Annotated in this window: 15 protein-coding genes; 13 read left to right on the top strand and 2 right to left on the bottom strand. The window is 38.8% G+C overall.

The features are described 5' to 3' along the window. Positions 1 to 37 precede the first annotated feature (37 nt). A complete protein-coding gene (locus tag NFR56_RS03335) occupies positions 38 to 1,123 on the bottom strand; it encodes a DEAD/DEAH box helicase (protein ID WP_049490914.1) in 1,086 nt (361 codons plus the stop codon). Then, complete coding sequence (locus NFR56_RS03330; RefSeq protein ID WP_049490915.1) at positions 1,120 to 2,100, bottom strand: Gfo/Idh/MocA family protein; 981 nt, start codon at positions 2,098 to 2,100, stop codon at positions 1,120 to 1,122. Before NFR56_RS03330 ends, NFR56_RS03335 begins: the two co-directional genes overlap by 4 nt. Positions 2,101 to 2,227: 127 nt before the next feature. Here NFR56_RS03330 and NFR56_RS03325 point away from each other — a divergent pair, with 127 nt between their 5' ends. The 13 genes from NFR56_RS03325 to NFR56_RS03265 all read left to right on the top strand — a co-directional run bounded on the left by NFR56_RS03325 (position 2,228) and on the right by NFR56_RS03265 (position 16,507). Beyond that, complete coding sequence (locus tag NFR56_RS03325; protein ID WP_049490916.1) at positions 2,228 to 2,938, top strand: glycosyltransferase family 2 protein; 711 nt, start codon at positions 2,228 to 2,230, stop codon at positions 2,936 to 2,938. Position 2,939: 1 nt separating this feature from the next. After that, positions 2,940 to 3,269, top strand: a complete 330-nt coding sequence (locus tag NFR56_RS03320) for a DUF2304 domain-containing protein (protein WP_049490917.1) — start codon at positions 2,940 to 2,942, stop codon at positions 3,267 to 3,269. Further along, a complete protein-coding gene (locus NFR56_RS03315) occupies positions 3,259 to 4,542 on the top strand; it encodes a lipopolysaccharide biosynthesis protein (RefSeq protein ID WP_049490918.1) in 1,284 nt (427 codons plus the stop codon). The genes NFR56_RS03320 and NFR56_RS03315 overlap by 11 nt, the downstream gene beginning before the upstream one ends. Then, the gene (locus NFR56_RS03310; protein WP_141751597.1) at positions 4,538 to 5,314 is read left to right on the top strand and encodes a glycosyltransferase family 2 protein; all 777 of its coding nucleotides are present in this window, start codon (positions 4,538 to 4,540) and stop codon (positions 5,312 to 5,314) included. Before NFR56_RS03315 ends, NFR56_RS03310 begins: the two co-directional genes overlap by 5 nt. A gap of 9 nt (positions 5,315 to 5,323) precedes the next feature. Then, entirely contained in the window at positions 5,324 to 6,802 is a 1,479-nt protein-coding gene (locus tag NFR56_RS03305) for a DUF2142 domain-containing protein (protein WP_049490920.1), read from the top strand. A gap of 82 nt (positions 6,803 to 6,884) precedes the next feature. After that, positions 6,885 to 7,814, top strand: coding sequence for a glycosyltransferase family 2 protein (locus NFR56_RS03300; RefSeq protein WP_251457653.1), 930 nt, complete (start codon positions 6,885 to 6,887; stop codon positions 7,812 to 7,814). Positions 7,815 to 7,828: 14 nt separating this feature from the next. Then, positions 7,829 to 9,712 carry a putative glycosyltransferase family protein gene (locus NFR56_RS03295; RefSeq protein ID WP_141751596.1) on the top strand — a complete coding sequence of 628 codons (1,884 nt, stop codon included), beginning with the start codon at positions 7,829 to 7,831 and terminating at the stop codon, positions 9,710 to 9,712. 65 nt (positions 9,713 to 9,777) lie between these two features. Continuing rightward, positions 9,778 to 10,629, top strand: a complete 852-nt coding sequence (gene rfbD, locus NFR56_RS03290; RefSeq protein ID WP_049490923.1) for a dTDP-4-dehydrorhamnose reductase — start codon at positions 9,778 to 9,780, stop codon at positions 10,627 to 10,629. Between the two features lie 107 nt (positions 10,630 to 10,736). After that, complete coding sequence (gene cps2T / locus NFR56_RS03285; protein WP_049490924.1) at positions 10,737 to 11,885, top strand: beta 1-4 rhamnosyltransferase Cps2T; 1,149 nt, start codon at positions 10,737 to 10,739, stop codon at positions 11,883 to 11,885. Beyond that, entirely contained in the window at positions 11,882 to 12,823 is a 942-nt protein-coding gene (locus NFR56_RS03280) for a glycosyltransferase family 2 protein (RefSeq protein WP_251457652.1), read from the top strand. The genes cps2T and NFR56_RS03280 overlap by 4 nt, the downstream gene beginning before the upstream one ends. Further along, positions 12,823 to 13,629 (top strand): ABC transporter permease, encoded by an 807-nt coding sequence (locus NFR56_RS03275; RefSeq protein ID WP_003003247.1) that lies wholly within the window; start codon positions 12,823 to 12,825, stop codon positions 13,627 to 13,629. The genes NFR56_RS03280 and NFR56_RS03275 overlap by 1 nt, the downstream gene beginning before the upstream one ends. Continuing rightward, positions 13,629 to 14,831 (top strand): ABC transporter ATP-binding protein, encoded by a 1,203-nt coding sequence (locus NFR56_RS03270; RefSeq protein ID WP_049490926.1) that lies wholly within the window; start codon positions 13,629 to 13,631, stop codon positions 14,829 to 14,831. The genes NFR56_RS03275 and NFR56_RS03270 overlap by 1 nt, the downstream gene beginning before the upstream one ends. Positions 14,832 to 14,848: 17 nt before the next feature. Next, positions 14,849 to 16,507: a glycosyltransferase family 4 protein gene (locus tag NFR56_RS03265; protein WP_049490927.1), complete on the top strand. Its 1,659-nt coding sequence runs from the start codon at positions 14,849 to 14,851 to the stop codon at positions 16,505 to 16,507. Position 16,508: the final 1 nt, after the last annotated feature.

Raw genomic sequence — 16,508 nt, 5'->3', positions numbered from 1 at the left:
AAATCCTCTGCAGTTCTTTCACTAGCAGAGGATTTTCTTATTCATTTAAAAATAGTTCGGAATTTTTTAAAACAAGTTCACGGACAGAAGCGTATTTTTTCAAGGATTTGAGTTCTTCTGGGTGGGTGATAAAGGTGATCACATAGCCATCACGCCCCATTCGACCTGTTCGACCGACACGGTGGGTATAGGTCTCTATGTCACGGGGGATATCGTAGTTAATCACACATTCAAGATGTTCAATATCGATTCCACGAGCGACCAAATCGGTGGCCAGTAAGAGAGTTAGTTGATGGTCTTTAAAGCGTTCCAGGATGACCTTGCGGTATTTGACATTGACATCGCTTGCGAGCGATACGGCCCCAACACCACGGTATTGTAGTTTTTCTTCAGCACTACCCAGATCAGACAGGCTATTGAAAAAAGCCAGACCACGAAAATCTTCGACGTAGGCGAGTTTGCGGAGCAATTCGACCTTGTCCCGCTTATCCACTTGCATATAAAAATGTTGGATATTGTCCAAAGAAACTCCATCAACCGTAATGCGAAGAGTATTTTCCTCTAATTGGTCTGGATCGACCTTAGCTGTGGCGCTCATGTAGATATGTTGGTGGTCGCGGGGAGCATAGTGGCTGATCTTGTCGACGAAGTGGTACTGAGAATCGCTCAGTAATTGATCGAATTCATCTAAAATGATGGTTTCCACATTCTTCATTTTGATCTTTTTCAGCTTGATCAGTTCAAAGATCCGACCAGGCGTCCCAACCAGGATTTCGGGTCCTTTTTTGAGGCGTTCGATTTGCCGTTTTTGACTAGATCCTGAAAGGAAGAGTTGTGTCTGGAGACCGAGAGGCTCTGCCCATTGTTTGGTAACATCAAAAATCTGTCCTGCTAACTCTGTGTTAGGAGCCAAAATCAAGAGTTGTTGGGCCTTCTTCGGTTTGAGTTTGAGCAAGCTCGGAAAGAGGTAGGCGAGTGTCTTACCAGTACCGGTAGGACTGATCCCGAGGACATTTTCTCCTTCATAGATAGGGGAGAAGATCTGTTCCTGAATTTTAGTGAATGTATCAAATCCGAGTGTTTCTAACTGGTCTTTCCAGCTTTGTGGAAATTGTTCTTTCATTCTTTTTCATCCTTAAATTGTATTCCAGCGCTTTGACGCATCTGGTAGAGGGTTTCATGGACCTGCTCAGCTGTTTGTAACCATTCAAGATAAGCAGCTGGCTTTTGATGAGCGATGGCAAGGGCAAAGGCTTCCGCCTCTTCTTGCATTTGGTGTGGGTAGGGCTGGATCGGAAGGTCGATGACTTCCCCAGAATGGCTGACGAAGCGGGCCTGGTTGATGGCTGCTACAGCATTGAGAGTTAGTGTTCCGGTCTTAGTGTAGATTTCAGCAGGTAGATGGCTGGTGATATTTTTCCCTGCCTGAATGGCAACCTGAAACTCTGGATAAATCAAGACACCTTGACCATAGAGATCAACCGAATTGGGTAATTGCTGAGCGGTGTAGTGACTGGAGATCGGTTCTCCAAAGAAGCCAATCGCCAAGTAGAGGCAGTAGACACCCAGATCCATCAAAGCTCCACCTGCATAGACATCTGAGAAAATATTGGGCATCTCACCTGCAAGAAGGGCTGGCAATTTGGAAGAATATTTGGCAAAGGTGAAGTTGGCGCCCAGTATTTCCTGATTAGAGAGGAAGTCTTTAACTACTTGAAAGGCTGCTTCTTGGTAATTTCTGGCAGCTTCAAAGAGATAGACCTGGTGCTCCTTAGCGAGCTTGACCAGTTCCTTCCATTCAGAAGGCTTGGTCACAGCCGGTTTTTCAATGATGACATGCTTCTTGGCCAGAATAGCAAGCTTGGCCTGAGCGAAATGAAGAGAATTGGGGCTAGCAATGTAAATCACATCCAGCTCACTGTCTAAGAAGTCGATGAAATCCGTGTAGCAAGAGACCGCCCCATAAGGCTCACAAAACTCTTGAGCTGTCTTCATCTTTCTCGAATACACAGCATGCAAGTGATAGTGGCCTGTCTGATGAGCAGCTGTAATAAATTCATGTGAAATCCAACTCGTACCAATAATTCCCAGCTTTAACATAAGGTGTCCTTCCGTAATCGATTCACTCTATTATACCATGAAAAGGGGGAGGGGACAGTATAAAGTAGAAAATATGCACTGATTATTGTATAATGAAGTGATATGCTTAGAAGGGAAAACAATAGGATTGAGAAATTCAGAATTACTGATCATTATTCCTGCTTATAATGAGAGTGGAAATATTGAAAAAACAATCAAGATGATTGAAGAACATACACCTGAATTTGATTATGTCATTATCAATGATTGTTCTACAGATCATACACTTGAAATTTGTCGCAATAACAACTTTAACGTTATCGATTTACCGATTAATTTAGGAATTGGTGGTGCTGTCCAGACTGGTTATCAATATGCAGTTAAAAATGGCTATCAATATGCTGTTCAAGTGGATGGAGATGGTCAGCATAATCCTGAATTTATCAGAAAGATGCTTCAAGTCCTTCAAGAGAAGAATGTGAACATGGTGATTGGCTCTCGTTTCATTGAAAATCAAGGTTTCCAATCCTCCTTCGCGCGACGGATTGGAATTTCATTTTTTGAAAAATTAATTAAGATTTTAACCGGTCAAAAGGTAACAGATCCAACCTCAGGATTGCGAGTGGCTGATCGAAAGGTGATTGAAGAATTTGCTAAACAATATCCAAGTGATTATCCAGAACCAGAGACGATTGTGTCCCTCTTAACCTCAGGCTATTCCGTTGCAGAAGTGCCTGTATTAATGAATGAACGAGAACACGGAGAATCGTCCATCACATTAAGCAAGTCTGTTTACTATATGATCAAAGTGACAATGGCAATGCTATTGGCTAGAATTGGTGGAGGATATAAGAAATAACATGTTAAATATTTGGTTAACCCTTATTGTAATTATTTTTATCGTTTATATTCTACGCCTAGTTGCAAAGAAAGTCGTTGAAATGAGAAATGTCATTTCTTGGCTTATTCTTTGTTTACTCTCGTTGCCAGTCATTTGGTTTCCTAATTTGATTGGACAGTTGTCAAAAATGTTAGGAATTCAAGTTCCAAGCAATCTAATCTTTTTCTTAGGCTTCTGTTTACTTGTCTATTTAAACTTCTCTTTGACTCGGATTACCTCAAAACAATCCGTTCAAATTCGACAATTGTCTCAGAAAATTGCATTACAGGTAAAAGAGCATGAAGAATAATCAACCTGTTTCAACGGAGAAGGTGTATTTTTGGAATCTGTTAGGGAACTTGGCATTTGCTGGATCATCTGTACTATTTACATTGATCGTTACACGCATGACCTCGCCAATGGAAGCAGATTCCTTTAGTCTTGCCTATGGGATTGCTGCGATTCTAGTAGTAGTAGGCATGTTTCAAGTTCGAAGCTACCAAGGGACAGATGTTCTCTTTAGACACTCCTTTACCAGTTACAGTATTGCCAGATGTCTCTCTCTCCTACTCATGATGGCGATCTTTTTTCCTTACCTTTTTGTTTCAGGAATTGATCTACATGAGAGTTCAAAAATTGCGATTATTGGCTTATACGTTCTATTTCGTATGTGTGAGGCAATTTCAGATCTTTTCCAAGGATTGTTTCAACGTCACGAACGATTAGATATCGCTGGCAAATCAATGACCATTCGGTATTCTTTCAGCACGATTCTTTTGTTGGCATTTTTGCTTATTACAAAGTCATTAACACAATCATTGCTTTACTTAGTTGTTTTAAACTTTATCTTTGTATTTTGTTATGATTATGTAAAATCAAAAGAATTTGAAACAATTGATTTCTCAGTAAAAAATCTCAAAAGAGACCTATTTGATGCGATCACTATTTTAAAGAATTGTATTCCTCTCTTCATTAGTGGATTTTTACTAGCTTATATTTTCAATGAGCCTAGAATCGCGATTGACTCTGAAATTAGACTGGGACACTTTATTGCAGGGACACAACGGGACTTTAATATTTTGTTTATGCCTGTGTTTTTTATGAGTCTCTTTATTTTAATTCTTAGACCCTTAACAACGCAATTAGCGATCTTATGGAAGAATAAAGAATTGAAAAAATTTGATGCCATCATTGCGAAGATGTTTGTCATTGTTTTGGGTGTCGGCTTGGTATTAACTGTGCTAGCTTATTTGATCGGGACGCCGATATTAAGTCTTGTTTTTGGTTTACCTTTAAACCAGCATAGTACTACCCTAGCCATCCTTGTTTTTTCTGGAATTCTGTATTCTATTGGGATTGTTTTTGGGGATATCATGACGGTTATTCGAAAACAAACGTATCTATTGCCTGTGTATTTATTCATGTTTATAGCTTCCAAATTGACAAATAATGATTTGGTACAAAAAATGGGACTTCTAGGTGCGTCTTTAAGCTTTTTCATCGTGATGTCTGTTTATTTTAGTGGAAGTTTACTTGCTTATTTTATTGCAAGAAAAATAGAAAGGAAGGACTATGCTCATTAATCAACAACATACGTGGGTGATTTGTGCTTATGGTGAGAGCGAATACTTGGAAGCTTGTATTCAATCCTTGAAGAATCAAACTCTCCAATCACAGATTATCTGTTACAGTTCAACACCACTGGATTCGATCAAAGAACTTTGTCAGCGTTATGCTATTCCGTTTTACACCAAGCAAGGTGGTGGGATTGGTAAGGATTGGAACAATGCTATGTCTTTTGTAGAGACGAAGTATGCTACCATCGCCCATCAGGATGATTATTATGAGCCAGACTATGCTGAGAAAGTTTTGGATAAGATGGAGAAACATCCAGATGTGTTGATTGGGTATTCTGATTATTTTGAAGAAAAAGATGGCCATAAAATTCCTGCGAATACAAATCTGAAGATCAAAACCTTGATGTTAAAAACTATGAATCTTTTTCCTGCTAGTCACTTTTGGCGAAACCGTGTGATGGCTTTTGGAAATCCGATTTGTTGTCCAGCTGTCACCTATAATCGTGAAAATTTGAAGAATTTCTATTTTGATGAAGGAATGAGAGTGAGTTTGGATTGGTATGCATGGTATAAGATCAGCGAGTATAAAGGTCGTTTTGCTTATGTATCTGACAAGCTCATGTGCCACCGTATTCATGGAGAGTCTGAAACATCAAAAACGATTGCAGACAATACGCGTAGTAAAGAAGATCTATACATGTATGAACTCTTTTGGCCTAAATGGATGGCCAAGTTGTTGATGAGACAATATGTGAAGAGTCAAAATTCGAATAAGTAGGAGAAACTGATGAGATATTTTGTTGATAGTTATGAGCGAAATAAAAAGTATTTAGTAGCTTTCGCAGTTTTGGCCTTTTGTATTACAGTGATTTATACAAAGCGCTTAGTAGATTTTCCTAAAATCGGTGTAGCGTTATTTGTTGTATTGGCTTTTTTCATTTTTCTTTTACCGAAGAAGAATGTTGGGACCTTCCTTGCGATGCTCATTGGTGGTCTGTCCTTTGCTTTTATTACACCCGTTTTGAATACGCCAGATGAACAAGTTCACCTTTCAAGAACGATTCATATTGTGGAAGGCAACGTCAATATGGGCAATAAAAACATCCATATTACGGAAGATTACTTTGATGTTTATAAAAATTTTAAAAAACCATTTACCAAATCTTCTTTGTTTGAAGAAGGGCAGACGAGCAAACAAGTGAAGTTTGGGAAAGAAACAGATTACAGGGCAACCAACTCATATTGGTTTATTGGTTATATCCCTCAGGCTCTTGGATTTGGGATTGGAAAATTTTTGAACTTGAGTGTAGGAGTCTCCTATTATCTTGGTCGAATTTTCAATGTCATTGCTTACTGTATTTTAGCTCTCATTGCTATTAAATATAGTGGGAAAGCGAAGCAGTTGATGACAATGGTAGCGATGTTTCCAATGAATCTGGTTCTAGCTGCTTCTTATAATCAAGATAGTGTAGCCTTAGGTTTAACCTACATTATTATTGGATTGTTTTTGAAGGATGTAACGGATGATGAAAAAGTAGTTAAAATTAAGGATTTATTGCTTTATGCTTTCCTTTGCGTGATCCTTGTAACAATGAAGCTTCCTTATGTCTTGCTTGTGGGATTATTGCTATTTATACCGAAAAAGAAAACGCAATGTAAAAACTACTATCTCATTTCTCTTGCTTTGATTGCTGCAGTCTTTCTATTTACGATTTTTTGGTATGTTCTTACCCAGCAAGTTCGAATTGAGAACTTTAAACTAGATGGAGCGGATGTGAAGTCTCAGGTGATTAGTATCATTTCGAAACCTCATTGGTATCTTCCAGTGATTTTGAAGGAGATGCTATTATCAGTCAGTCATTTGAATCAACTCTACACCTTTGGTTGGTTAGATTTATCGATGTCAGAAGTCCTTATTCCAATTTATGCTCTTTATACTTTGATTACTTTTTCAAATATTGGGAAAATCAAACTTCCTAAAGTATCAGTAGTAGGAGCAAGTTTGGTTTCTCTTGCAATTGTTGGTTTAATTTCTTTGACCTTGTATCTGACCTGGACACCAGTTGGAAATTTTGAAGTTTTAGGAGTTCAAGGCCGATATTATTTGGGTGTTGTTGCTCTTTGTCTACCAGTTATTTGTAGTTTATTTAAGCAAAGAGTTCCAGATGAACAAAAGTTCTCTGATCATTTTGTAGTACAAAGCAGTCTCATTATTTTATCTCTAACATTACTACAAACCATCTCTGTTTTATATGCTGCAGTTTAATTTAAAGGCTAAAATAAGTTATTACTAGGGGAAACCCTAGTTTTTTGTTACAATAGAAAGTGAAAAATTCAAGGAGTAAGAGATGACCATATCAGTTGTAGTCCCATGTTTTAACGAAGAAGAATCAATTCCATTGTTTTATCGAGAGATGGAACGTGTTCGGATGAAAATGGGAGAAAAGTTTGAATATATTTTTATAAATGATGGCTCTTCAGATGGTACGCTATCCATTCTTCGAAAGCTACATGTTACAGATTCAAATGTGCACTACCTTTCTTTTTCTCGAAATTTCGGAAAAGAGGCCGCACTATATGCTGGACTTGAGCGTGCTAGTGGTCAATATGTGACGGTCATGGATGTAGATTTGCAGGACCCACCAGAGTTATTGATCGAAATGAAGCAGAAGTTGGAGGAACAGCCGGATTTAGACTGTGTCGGAACGAGACGTGTAACCCGTGATGGGGAACCGCCGATCCGCTCTTTCTTAGCGCGGATGTTTTATAAATTGATCAATCATATTAGCCAAGTGGAAATGGTGGACGGGGCGCGTGATTTCCGTTTGATGCGCCGTCCTATGGTTGATGCTATCATGGAATTATCGGAGTACAATCGTTTCTCAAAAGGAATTTTTGCTTGGGTAGGATTTGAGACAGAATACCTCGAATATAAAAATGTAGAGCGTGTGGCAGGAGAGACGTCTTGGAATTTTTGGTCTCTCTTTAAGTACTCGATTGAAGGGATTGTCAATTTCTCGGATGCCCCATTAAACATTGCCTTTATTGGTGGACTGTTATCTTGGATTTTGGCCTTTATCATGATGATTTTGATTGTAATCCGCACCTTGGTCTTTGGGGATCCTACTTCAGGTTGGCCATCTCTTATGACAGTGATTCTTTTCCTGGGAGGGTTCCAATTATTGACCATCGGGATTTTAGGGAAATATATTGGTAAGATCTTCATGGAAACCAAGAAACGTCCAATCTATGTTATCAAAGAGAAAAGTGAAGAATGAAGAATATCCTAAGTATGAGTCTTGCTGCTAAGCAAAAGATAGACAGATTTTACGAGGGAGTGGATCGGCTCCTCGATAAGATCAATCAGTTGGATATGGTAAAAGGGATCCGCAGTTATATTGACCGGCTTATAGATGTTTTCAACCAAATCAGCAATAAGTTGGTCTACCTATTACTAACTTCCTATGCGCTCATTTTTACAATTGTATCCTTCAATCTGATCAATTTTCAAAGTCGCTCATATGACTATGTCTTCCATTTATCCCGCATTGTCGGCTTAGCAGAGTCCATTGAGCATTGGGATTTACTCCCCAATCTGAATTTTTTATTTGCATTCGGTACGGGATATGCTTCCCCTATGTTTTATGGAAATTGGCAGTTTTATCCGTCAGCCATTATTTATATGATGACCAACGATGGAAATCTTGCTTATTCTATATTTGCATTTTTGATCACTCTTGGTACAAGCCTAACAAGTTATATTGTTGTTTCAAAAATAGTAAAAAATAAGGCGACTGGTATAGTAGTGGCCTTGACCATTCCTTGTTATTACACCTTATTTGGTTTTGGAATGACCATGGTAGTACCACTTGTCCCAATTCTTATTTATTCTATTTATCGAGTGCTCTACTTAAACAAAAAGAACCCTCTCTATTTAGGGATTGTAGTAGCGCTTTTAATTCAAACCCATATTTTATCAACGATCATATTAGCAATTTTTTCTGCGGTATTTTTATGTTTAAATTATAAAAGGATCACACTTGAAAAGATTATCTCTTTTGTATTTTCTATCTTGTTTGCCTTATGTTTATCAGCAGGGTACATTTTTCAATATCTGGAACAGGTTTCATCACAAAAATTTTTCTTCACATGGACAGCGAGAAATTTTCCTGTCAATGTGAAAGATACTTTTTTGGTTCCTTTTCCATTTCAAGCAGATCGATATGGTTTTTATAAACCTTTCACACCATTAGAGTGGCCGATCCATCAATTTGTACGAGATGGTCTATTCTATGCGAGTATGATGGTAATCTTATTCTATCGCCGTCTAGGGAGTTTAAGTAAAACCATATTTTGGACTTGTTGGATCTTATATTTTTCTGCAACGAGTCTGCTGCCTTGGAATTCCGTATTGAAATACACTTTTTTAGGGAGTATGCAGTATTCAGGGCGCCTATTGTTTTTCATTCCCCTCTTGTTCCTATTCTTTCTTGCTGTTACAAATAGAAATGGATTTTTCTCTATTGTCTTATGCATCTTGAGTTTAACTTTCTATTTCAATCATGTTGTCCCTCAATTTGATACATCCTCAAAAAACTATAAACAGATGCGGGATGATAATAAAAAGAATGAAAAATTACTGAAATCAGTATATAGAGGGGACAAATCAAAATATATTGATCCTGTAGGTGATGAATATTATAATCTTGATATCAATAACCAAGATATACGCTTACCACAATTTACAGAATTTCAAACAGCTAAGGATGTAAAAATATCAACTATTAAAAAGAGATACAATCTTTTAGAATTCGATATAGAGGTTCCTGATGATAAAAAAGAAACAACTATTTCTATACCAATGATATGGTACAAAGGATATCGCGCAGAATATTCTAAGGGAGCAGAAGGTTCTCAACCTGTGTTGAAACATCGTGCTTTTACCGAATCAGAATTAAAAGAAAATAAAAAAGATCGGAAACCAACTGTCTCAGAAAAAGTTTTAAATGATGGTAAAATTTATTTATCTATTCGAAATTCTGGACATGTCAAAATTTCTTATCACAAGACATTTATACAGTATCTTGGTTTCATGATAGAGTGGATCTCTTGGATACTGGTATTCTTTATTTTTAAGCAGAAGTATTCAAAAAATAAGGAGCAATTCCCATCTTAAAAAGCAGAAAACTTCTGCTTTTTTTGCTATAATGATAGGGAAAAAGCATTTGAAAGGAATTTAACATGATTTTAATTACAGGAGCAAATGGGCAACTTGGAACAGAACTTCGCCATTTGTTGGATGAACGAAATGAAGAATATGTAGCTGTTGATGTGGCTGAAATGGATATCACAAATGCAGAAAAAGTAGACGAGGTATTCGCAGAAGTGAAACCAACCCTAGTCTACCACTGTGCTGCCTACACAGCTGTTGATGCTGCTGAAGATGAAGGTAAAGAGTTGGACTATGCGATCAACGTGACTGGTACGGGAAATGTAGCAAAAGCGTCTGAAAAACATGGTGCAACCTTAGTTTATATCTCAACCGACTACGTTTTTGATGGGAAAAAACCAGTGGGACAAGAATGGGAAGTAGACGATCAACCAGATCCTCAAACAGAGTACGGTCGTACCAAACGTATGGGGGAAGAATTGGTTGAGAAGCATGTATCCAACTTCTATATCATCCGTACAGCTTGGGTATTTGGGAACTACGGTAAGAACTTTGTCTTCACCATGCAAAACCTTGCGAAGACTCACAAAACACTTACAGTCGTTAATGACCAACATGGTCGTCCAACCTGGACACGTACTCTTGCAGAGTTCATGACTTATTTGGCTGAAAACCGTAAGGAGTATGGTTATTACCACTTGTCTAACGATGCGAAAGAAGATACAACTTGGTATGACTTTGCAGTTGAAATCCTCAAAGATACGGATGTTGAAGTGAAACCAGTGGATTCTAGCCAATTCCCAGCTAAGGCAAAACGCCCACTGAACTCAACGATGAGCTTGGCTAAGGCTAAGGCTACAGGATTCGTTATTCCAACTTGGAAAGATGCTTTGAAAGAATTTTATAAACAAGAAGTGAAATAAGAACAAATAGAAGCGGCCCTCAAGGGTCGCTTTTCTGTTTGGATTAGGCAAAAAGCCTAGAAAATGGTATAATTGAATAGACTGTGAATGATTTGAAAGGGAACTCTATGCAACATGTTTTTATTATCGGAAGTCGTGGGCTTCCGGCTCAATATGGCGGTTTTGAGACTTTTGTGGACCAATTGGTTTCGCATCAAGTGTCTTCAGATATCCAGTACCATGTTGCTTGCCTTTCTAATGATCAAGCTTATCAACATTTTGACTACAAGGGTGTGGATTGTTTTACGATTAAAGCCCCTAAGCTTGGGCCTGCGCGTGTCATCGCCTACGATATGATGGCCATCAACTATGCCTTGAAGCTTATTAAGAAACAAGGAATTGAACAGCCAATTTTTTACGTCTTGGGCAATACAATCGGAGCCTTTGTGGCACCCTTTGCGCGTAAGATCCATAAAATGGGTGGCCGATTCTATATCAACCCAGATGGACTGGAGTGGAAGCGGGCCAAGTGGGCCAAGCCGATCCAAGCCTATCTCAAGTATTCTGAAAAGATCATGACGCGCCATGCTGACCTGGTAATTTCAGACAACCCAGGTATTGAGTCCTATATTAAGAAAGCTTACCCGTGGTCTAAGACGACCTATATTGCCTACGGAACGGACCTATCTCCGACCAGCCTAAGCAGTCAGGATAATAAGGTCCGAGAATTCTATCACAAGTGGCAGACTCAGGAGAAAAACTATTACCTAATTTTGGGCCGCTTTGTTCCAGAAAATAATTATGAGACCGCCATTCGTGAATTTATGGCCTCTTCCACCAAACGGGATTTGGTGATCATTTGTAACCAGGAAGGCAATCCTTATTTTGAGGAGCTCCGAGCTCGAACTGGATTTGATCAGGATCCTCGTGTTAAGTTTGTAGGAACGGTCTATGATCAAGACCTGTTGAAGTATATCCGTAAAGAAGCCTTTGCCTATATCCATGGTCATGAAGTGGGCGGAACTAATCCTGGGCTCCTAGAGGCTCTCGCTCATACGGATCTGAATTTAGTTTTAGGAGTCTCCTTTAACCAAACGGTTGCAAAGGATACGGCTCACTATTGGACTAAAGAAACTGGGAATTTGGCACATTTAATTAACCAGGTCGATCCCTTAGAAGATGTATCTGAATGGGGGCAACGTGCCAAGGCTAATATGAAGCAAAACTTTACCTGGGAAAAAATTGTAGGTGAGTACGAGGAATTATTCTTATTATGAAAGTAAATATCTTGTTGTCCACCTATAATGGTGAACAGTATCTAAAAGAGCAGGTCAAAAGTATCCAAGACCAGACCTATCAAGACTGGCAACTCTTGATCCGAGATGATGGATCGACAGATGGTACGGTGGAGATCATTCAAGAGTTGGTGGCCCAGGATGAGCGCATTCGCTTTATCAACCAAGGAGCTATCGAAAATCTCGGTGTTATCAAGAGCTTCCATGCGCTTCTGAAATATGAAAAAGCTGATCTTTATTGCTTCAGTGACCAAGATGATGTCTGGCTTCCTGAAAAGATTGCTCTTCAGGTAGCAGAAGCCGAGAAGCATCCTCAAGAAGTGCCTTTGCTGGTCTACACAGATTTAAAAGTGGTCGATGAAAACTTGAATGTGCAGCATGAGAGTATGATTCGCACCCAGTCTGATCATGCCAATACCGAACTGATTCAAGAGTTGACGGAAAATACGGTAACTGGCGGAGTTGCCATGATTAACCACGCTCTGGCTGACTTATGGACGGGTCAAGAAAAACATGCCCTCCTTATGCATGACTGGTACTTGGCCTTGTTGGCAACTGCCTTTGGGAAGCTCATCTATATCGATCAGCCGACAGAATTGTACCGTCAGCACAGTAGCAATGTTCTGGGAGCTCGTACCCTTAGAAAACGGGTTAAAAATTGGATCCGACCCCATGTGCTGTTTGCCAAGTATTGGAATCTCATAGAGTCTAGTCAAGAACAAGCAAAAAATCTATTGGATCTGCCTGTCAGTTCCCAAACTAAAGAAATTATTGAAAACTTTGTCACCATTATGGATGTTCCACTAAAAGAACGTCTGAGACGGATTCGTCAGTATGGTTACCGGAAGAACCGAGCCTTTCACACCTTTGTGTTTACCAGCTTGATTCTGACAAAGTTTGCATATCGAGGTAAAAAATAATGTTTGACGTTTTTAGTCAGAAAAATCGAATTTTATTACGAGAGTTAATCAAAACAGACTTTAAATTACGCTACCAGGGATCAGCAATCGGTTATCTTTGGTCGATTTTAAAGCCCCTGATGACTTTTACGATCATGTATATTGTCTTCATCCGATTCTTACGCTTGGGTGGAGATGTGCCCCATTTCCCAGTTGCCCTCTTGTTGGCCAATGTAATCTGGGGCTTCTTCTCAGAAGCAACATCTATGGGGATGGTGTCGATTGTTAGTCGAGGCGACTTGTTGCGAAAATTGAACTTCTCCAAACACATCATTGTCTTGTCTGCGATTTCAGGAGCAGCCATCAACTTTGTTATTAACCTTGTAGTGGTCTTGATTTTTTCATTCTTCAATGGGGTGACATTCTCTTGGACAGCTTTGATGGTCATTCCGTTGTTCTTTGAGTTATTCTTGATGGCGACAGGATGCGCACTGATCTTAGCGACATTTTTTGTTCGTTTCCGTGACTTAGGTCAAGTATGGGAAGTACTCCTGCAAGCAGGCCTATATGCGACGCCAATTATCTATCCGATTACCTTTATTGCAGACCGCAATCCATGGGCTGCTAAGTTGGTCATGATGAATCCTTTGGCTCAAATTATTCAAGACATGCGTTATTTCTTGATTGATAAGGCCAACACCCCTGTCTGGCTTTTGGTGGAAAATAAGTTCTTGGTTCTGATTCCTTATGTCTTGCCAATTCTTATTTTTGTTGCTGGCTTTGCTTACTTTAACAAACATGCTAAGAAATTTGCGGAGATTCTCTAATGACAGATAAACAAATTGCAGTAAAAGTAGACCATGTCAGCAAGTACTTTAAGTTGCCAACAGAGGCAACCAATAGCCTTCGAACTGCCCTGGTCAATCGCTTCAAAGGAATCAAAGGATACAAAGAACAACATGTTCTTAAGGATATTTCTTTTGAAGTAGAAAAAGGAGACTTTTTCGGGATCCTCGGAAGAAATGGTTCTGGAAAATCGACTCTTTTAAAAATCATTTCTGAAATCTATGTGCCAGAAAAAGGAACCGTCACTATAGATGGGAAACTGGTGTCCTTTATTGAGCTTGGAGTGGGCTTTAACCCAGAGCTGACTGGTCGAGAAAATGTCTATATGAACGGGGCTATGCTGGGCTTCTCGACAGCTGAAATTGATGCCATGTATGATGATATCGTAGACTTTGCTGAGTTGCATGAATTCATGAACCAAAAGCTCAAGAACTACTCATCAGGGATGCAGGTTCGTCTAGCCTTTTCGGTTGCCATTAAGGCCCAAGGGGATATCTTGATTTTGGACGAGGTCCTCGCAGTAGGAGATGAAGCCTTCCAACGCAAGTGTAACGATTACTTCCAAGAACGAAAGAAATCAGGGAAAACCACGATTCTCGTTACCCATGATATGGGAGCCGTCAAGAAATATTGTAACAAGGCTGTTTTGATTGAGAATGGTTTGGTGAAGGCCATTGGTGATCCTTTTGACGTTTCTGATCAATATAGTTTTGACAACTTGGAATCGAATTCACATTATCATGGAGATGAAGATGAGGGCTTGGTCACAACAGAAGTTGAAGATTTTACAGCTAGATTGCTTTCTCCTAAGAAAGTAACTCCTGATGATGAGGTGGTGATTGAGTTTTCATTTAATCTATTAGATGAGTCTGTTAATCCTCACATAGCCTTTTCATTTGTTGATATTTCTACTGGAAATGGACTGTACAACGATAATTCCATGGATATTCCATTATCCGGTATCGGTGCTAAAAAAATTACTTATAAATGTAAGTTGCCGTACTTTAATCATGTGAAGTTAAGACTAGTAGCATTTTTAAGAGATGAAAATCAAGAAAACTTAGCAATATTGTCAACAACGAACCCTCCAGTCTTTTCAATAGATCGGGTAGTCGATCGAACAAATCGTTCGGAGTTGGATTCTTCGACTGGTTTGTTGATCCGTCAAGGTAAGTGGGAATAATTTCTTTGGTGTAGGCTATGAAAATTTTATTTGTATCTCCTGTTGGAGCCATGTTTAGTGGAGCAGAAGTATCAATTGTGAACCTAATGAAATTGTTGGTTCAGCAAGGTCACGAAGTTTATAATGTGATACCGGATAATGCCCCACACATTGATAAAGACTATCTCCGTCATATGGATACAACTGGAATTAAATTATTTCAGTTAAAAACCAATCAGTGGTGGTGGCCTGAATCTAAGACGCTGAACATTTCAGAGTTAGAAATCCAAACTTCTCAACAAAAGAATATTGAGGAAGTAAGAGAAATTATCCGGAATGAACAGATCGAATTGGTCATTTCGAATACAGTCAATGTGTTTCAGGGGGCCATTGCAGCTGCATGTGAAAAGATCAGACATTTTTATATTATTCATGAATTTCCTTTTGGCGAGTTCGGTTATTATAAGGACCTGATTCCTTTAATTGATGATTTGTCTGATAAAATTTTTGTAGTAGAAGGGGAATTGTACCACACTCTAACGAATTATTTTACGACTGACAAATTGATTCCCTTTATTCCCTATACAGAAGTTCAAGAGCGTCCTCTTAAGAATTCTACTATTTCTCGTTTTGTATCCATCAGTGGTATTAACGAACGAAAAAATCAGCTTGAGTTACTTGCAGCCTATAATCACTTAAATCGGAAGGAGATCGAACTGGTCTTCATCGGAGGATGGGATGAGCAGTACAAAAAGTTGATGGATGACTATATTCAAACGCATCATCTAGATCGTGTGACTTTTGTTGGTTTTCACTCGGATCCATGGTCCTTGGTGACAGATAAAGATATCCTCGTCTTGCCTGCTAAATTAGAAACATTTTCTTTAGTATTTGTGGAATCAGTCCTCAATGGAGTTCCGGCAATCATTTCCGATAATTTAGGTCATTTGTCTTCAAGTAAATTTTTAGAATCTGGGAATTTATATCCACTAGGAGATAGCGATCTGCTAAGTCAACAAATGGCTACAGTGATTGAGAATTTTGATAGCTATAAAGAAAAACAATTACTGGATCAAGAACTCGCTCGAAAGAAATACAATCTCGAGACCATTTGTGCTGTTTTTAAAGATAACATTGAAGTAGAAACGCCAATTGGTAACCAAAAGCTATCTTCCAAGTATGCTCGATTTTTGGGGATGAAATTCAATAATCGTGATCTCGAAGTGATTGGTAAATCTCAAGTAGTGATTTCAGCTTCACACGATGGACTCCACTCAGCCTACCATGAAATAACAAAAGAGAGAATGGAAAATAGGGGCTCTATTATCTTCCAGCTTGAAAAGGAAAAGAGTCTAAAAATATTACTTTCGGAATTTCCGGGATCCTATAAAAAATTGTCATTGATTGCATTGGAGGATCAAAGAGAAATTCCTCTTGTAACTTCAAACGGAATTGATTTCGAGGATGTTTTGGTTTTCTTTAATACCCATCCACATATTCTGTTTGATCTTTCGAATAGTTCGGGTAATCAATTTCAATTCTCCTATGAAAAAGAAAGTGACGAAGAATTTAGCAGACACCTATTCAACTTACATGAGAATTATAAAAAGTTATCTCATGAATACAATTCCATCATCCATTCTCGCCGTTGGACCATTCCAACAAAGATCTTGAAATTCTTTAGAATAAGGAAATAAT

The organism is Streptococcus caecimuris (assembly GCF_943193075.1).
GTDB classification, from domain to species: Bacteria; Bacillota; Bacilli; order Lactobacillales; family Streptococcaceae; genus Streptococcus; species Streptococcus caecimuris.
The sequence above is the reverse complement of the archived record's forward strand: the minus strand, read 5'-3'. Positions and strand labels throughout refer to the sequence as shown.